Origin of the sequence: Microcystis sp. LE19-131.1A (assembly GCF_027532015.1) — a bacterium.
Lineage (GTDB): Bacteria > Cyanobacteriota > Cyanobacteriia > Cyanobacteriales > Microcystaceae > Microcystis > Microcystis ichthyoblabe_A.
The window spans coordinates 1-5004 of sequence record NZ_JAPZSS010000169.1; the positions used below are offsets into that span (position 1 = coordinate 1).

Annotated in this window: 1 protein-coding gene, 1 pseudogene and 1 CRISPR repeat array; the gene and the pseudogene both read right to left on the reverse strand. The window is 41.9% G+C overall.

Features of this window, described 5'->3' with window-relative positions; genetic code table 11:
• Window positions 1-328 precede the first annotated feature (328 nt).
• The gene (gene adhE / locus O9323_RS13385; protein ID WP_002738695.1) at window positions 329-2995 is read right to left on the reverse strand and encodes a bifunctional acetaldehyde-CoA/alcohol dehydrogenase; all 2667 of its coding nucleotides are present in this window, start codon (window positions 2993-2995) and stop codon (window positions 329-331) included.
• Window positions 2996-3339: 344 nt separating this feature from the next.
• Window positions 3340-4818: direct repeats of the CRISPR family, unit length 37 nt; unit sequence GTTTCAATCCCTAATAGGGTTTAAGATTAATTGGAAC.
• Window positions 4819-4873: 55 nt separating this feature from the next.
• A pseudogene (locus O9323_RS22905) lies at window positions 4874-5004 on the reverse strand (IS630-like element ISMae24 family transposase); the annotation flags it as partial.

Here is a 5004-nt window from a genome sequence, read left to right on the forward strand (position 1 = left end):
GTCTTTTAACTCAGCGTCGGGTTTTGAAGGGTTGTCATCCGTTGTGATAATTGTACCAGAAGGCAATTGATAGCCTGTTAAATTCCCTTGTTTCCACCACCTCCAAGCCGTTCGATAACTTATTGCTGCTTTTTTTGCATAGTCTGATCGTCTCATGTCTATGTATTACTATGCCTGACTATATCTGACTATATTTGTATTGAAACTTTACAATACTAAATCCGTTGAGTATAGGCTACTGATGAAGACAGGCAATAGGCAAGGGGTAGGGTTGATTCATGAATCAACCCTACTAGGGGGTAGGGGGGATCAAAGGCAAAATCTATCTCTACAAGCTCAAGGGTTGCGGATCTAACTTCAAATCGGCAAGACTGACCTCACCGTGACCATTTACCGCCACCTCTAGGGGCAAATTGCCGTGATAAGCTTGGATTAACAGGGTTTTTAAGTCCTCGATCAGGGGATAACGGGGATTGGCTCCGGTACACTGATCATCGAAAGCTTGTTCGGCTAAATGGTCTAATTTGGCCATAAATTCGGCTTCACTTTCGGGAATTACCTCTTTAATACTGGCCGGAATACCGATTTCCCGTTTTAAACATTCGATCGCTAATACCAATCTTTCCACACTTTCGGTCTCGCTTTCTCCCCCCAATCCCAGGGAATGAGCGATCCTGGCATAGCGCCACTTCACGTTAGGATATTTGTACTGAGAGAAGGTCGCCTGTTTAAAGGGGGCATCGGTGGCATTATAGAGGATGACGTGGGAAATCATCAAGGCATTGGCCAGACCGTGGGGAATGTGGAAAATTGCCCCCAATTGGTGAGCCATGGAGTGACAGATGCCTAAAAAGCCATTAGCGAAGGCCATTCCTGCCATTGTCGCCGCATAATGGACTTTTTCCCGCGCTTTCGGGTCTTTAGCTCCGTTATGATAGGAACTGGGCAAGTATTTAAACAGCAGTCGGATGGCATCTTGAGCAAGAGCGTTAGTATATTCTGAGGCTAAAACCGAGACGTAGGCCTCAAGAGCGTGAGTTAAAGCGTCAATTCCGCCGTAGGCTGTCAATTTTTTCGGCATATTCAGCACTAATTCCGGATCGACAATGGCCATGCTGGGAGTTAGGGCATAATCTGCCAGAGGATACTTAATATTATTACGGCGATCGGTGACGACGGCGAAGGGAGTCACTTCCGATCCTGTTCCCGAAGTGGTGGGAATACAAACCATCAGAGCTTTTTCGCCTAAAGGGGGCAATTCATAGACTCGTTTGCGGATATCCATAAAACGCATGGCCAAGCTCTCGAATTCTATCTCTGGATGCTCGTAGAGTAGCCACATGATTTTAGCGGCATCCATGGGGGAACCACCACCGATAGCGATAATTACATCGGGATTGAAGGTATTAATGACATTTAAACCCCGTTCGACGGTTTCCAGGGAAGGATCGGGTTCCACATCATAAAAGATATTAACCGTGATGCCGATTTCTTCTAAAATTTCCTGTAAAGGTGCGGTAACTCCTAGGTCGAAAAGAGGTTTATCGGTGACAATAAAGGCCCGTTTTTTGCCGGCTAATTCCCGAATAGCGATCGGTAATGACCCGTATTTAAAATATACTTTTGGTGGTACTCGGAACCAAAGCATATTTTCCCGGCGCTCGGCTACGGTTTTAATATTTAATAGGTGGGTAGGTTCGACGTTTTCGCTGATGGAATTACCGCCCCAAGTGCCACAACCGAGGGTTAAACTAGGATCGAGACGGAAGTTATAGATATCACCAATCGCACCCTGGGAGGAAGGGGTATTAATTAATACCCGGGCCGTTTGTACGTTGTCTTCAAAGCGCTTAATATGTTCCCGATTAGAGGGTGCGGTATAAAGCACGGCCGTATGACCTCGACCGGCAAATAAGACCAGTTTTTCGGCTTTTTTCACCCCATCTTCAAAGTCTTTCGCTCGGTACATGGCTAAAATTGGCGAGAGTTTTTCGTAGGAAAATGGTTCCTCTAAGCCAATATTTTCCACTTCTGCGATTATTAACCTGGTATCTTCAGGAACAGAAATTCCGGCCATGTTGGCTAATTTTTCCACCGGTTGCCCGACGATATCGGGGTTGATATGACCATCTTTTAGGAGAATCCCGACGACTTTTTCCTTTTCTGCGGGGGAAAGAAGATAGGCCCCGCGATCAATAAATTCCTGTCGAACTTCTTCATAGATGCTATCGACAACGATTACCGATTGTTCGGAGGCGCAAATCATGCCGTTATCGAAGGTTTTACTGAGAATAATCGAGGAAACAGCCATTTTTATGTGCGCGGTTTCGTCAATTAAAGCGGGGGTATTGCCGGCACCGACTCCTAGGGAAGGTCTTCCCGAAGAATAGGCCGCTTTTACCATACCGGGACCGCCGGTGGCAAGGATTAAATTAATGCTGGGATGTTGCATTAATGCTTGGGAAAGTTCCACCGATGGCTGATCGATCCAACCAATAATACCAGCCGGTGCGCCCGCTTTCACGGCTGCTTCTAAGACTATTTTGGCCGCCGCGATCGTGCAGTCTTTGGCTCGCGGATGGGGGGAAAAAATGATGCCGTTGCGGGTTTTCAGGGCAATTAGGGCTTTAAAAATGGCTGTGGAGGTGGGATTTGTGGTGGGTACGATCCCCGCTAAAATGCCCACGGGTTCAGCGATTTTTTGCAATCCAAAGGATTTATCTTCTTCGATAATGCCGCAGGTTTTGCTGTGTTTATATTTGTTGTAGATGATTTCTGAGGCAAAATGGTTTTTAATCACTTTATCCTCTATTACCCCCATCTCTGTCTCTTGTACGGCCATTTTAGCCAAGGGAATGCGAGCGTTGTTGGCTGCTAATGCCGCTTTTTTGAAGATAAGATCTACTTGTTCTTGGCTATAGTTGGCAAATTGTTGTTGAGCTTTTTTCACCTGTTGAATCAGTTCTTCTAGCTCTTGTCTATTGGTAACTGTCATAACAATTTTGTAGATAAAATTACGGATTTTATGCTACTATAGCCTTTTTCGCCAAGGGACTCGCCTAATCTTGGGATTTTCTTTATAGTTTCCTAAGCATTGGTATTATAGAATACTAACAATGCTAGGTAATAGGTATGGGGAAGTGGGGAGAAGGAACAAGGGAGAAGGTTTTTAGCGTGCGATTGAGAGTTGCTCATACTATTAAAAACAGATTTACTATCAATACAAATTAGCTTATACTTCCTCTAATTTATAGGATATTTTGGACGCAAGCAGTTCGATAAACTCACTGACAGCAATTCTCATTTTGAAATTAATAGACTAGAAGGTTTCAAGTTCCAGTTTCAATCCCTAATAGGGTTTAAGATTAATTGGAACATCTAAAAACAAAAGAAAATCAGCCAAATTAAAATAGTTTCAATCCCTAATAGGGTTTAAGATTAATTGGAACGATTCTATTGCTATCTAAGCAAATAGAAATCTTGAGTTTCAATCCCTAATAGGGTTTAAGATTAATTGGAACTTGTAGAGAGGCTTTTTCAATTGCATTATTAATAGTGTTTCAATCCCTAATAGGGTTTAAGATTAATTGGAACGGGATAGGTTTAGCTCCTCGGCTAATCTTTCTACCAAGTTTCAATCCCTAATAGGGTTTAAGATTAATTGGAACATGGTATAATTAAGATACAAACAAAGAAAAGCGATCGCCCGTTTCAATCCCTAATAGGGTTTAAGATTAATTGGAACGTGTATTTTTCTGAATCGAAGCCATTAATTTTGTGCGTTTCAATCCCTAATAGGGTTTAAGATTAATTGGAACGATGAGTTAAGTCAATAGTATTGTCAAGCATCCTGTTTCAATCCCTAATAGGGTTTAAGATTAATTGGAACCCCTAAGTGATGTACTTAAATTAAGCAGTTTACTGTTTCAATCCCTAATAGGGTTTAAGATTAATTGGAACGCTCGTATTTGTCCTCACTGCGGCTACGAATTTCCGTTTCAATCCCTAATAGGGTTTAAGATTAATTGGAACAGGGTTTCGCAGTTGGCTAGTGGTTTGATAAACTCCGTTTCAATCCCTAATAGGGTTTAAGATTAATTGGAACACCAGTTCGGGATTATAAAGGCTATCGAGTAGAAGGTTTCAATCCCTAATAGGGTTTAAGATTAATTGGAACTAAGATGTGGAAAGAATGTCTGAAAGTAGATTATGTTTCAATCCCTAATAGGGTTTAAGATTAATTGGAACGAGTGCGTTGATAGGCACGTCCCTGGTGCGCCAGTGTTTCAATCCCTAATAGGGTTTAAGATTAATTGGAACTCAGTGAGACACTGGTCTCGCTGAAAATGGACTGGTTTCAATCCCTAATAGGGTTTAAGATTAATTGGAACAATACTCACATTCCCCTCCTTGCTCACTTTGACCAGTTTCAATCCCTAATAGGGTTTAAGATTAATTGGAACGAGATTGGGGTGTCAGATATTGAGGCACACCTAGTTTCAATCCCTAATAGGGTTTAAGATTAATTGGAACAAGTATGGACAAACAGGAAATAGGAGATTAATTATGTTTCAATCCCTAATAGGGTTTAAGATTAATTGGAACTTCTCTATCTCAGCTTGGCAGTGTCTCCATGCTGGTTTCAATCCCTAATAGGGTTTAAGATTAATTGGAACAAGTTTGGTGGCTACTCGAAATTGAAGAAAGCCAGTTTCAATCCCTAATAGGGTTTAAGATTAATTGGAACAGAACAGTACCAACAACAGTTAGGCAGTGCCGAAGTTTCAATCCCTAATAGGGTTTAAGATTAATTGGAACAATAAAGCTTTGCCACCAAAACCTTTATGAAACTGTTTCAATCCCTAATAAGTACCTAGGCAAAATTAATTACATACTCGCCTCCAAAATTGTCCAGCACTTTTTTAACGTAAGCGAGGAGGCTCTTTCGGTCTTTATAGGCGCTAAATTCAATCCATTCATATTTTAAAAATCTCCATAATATTT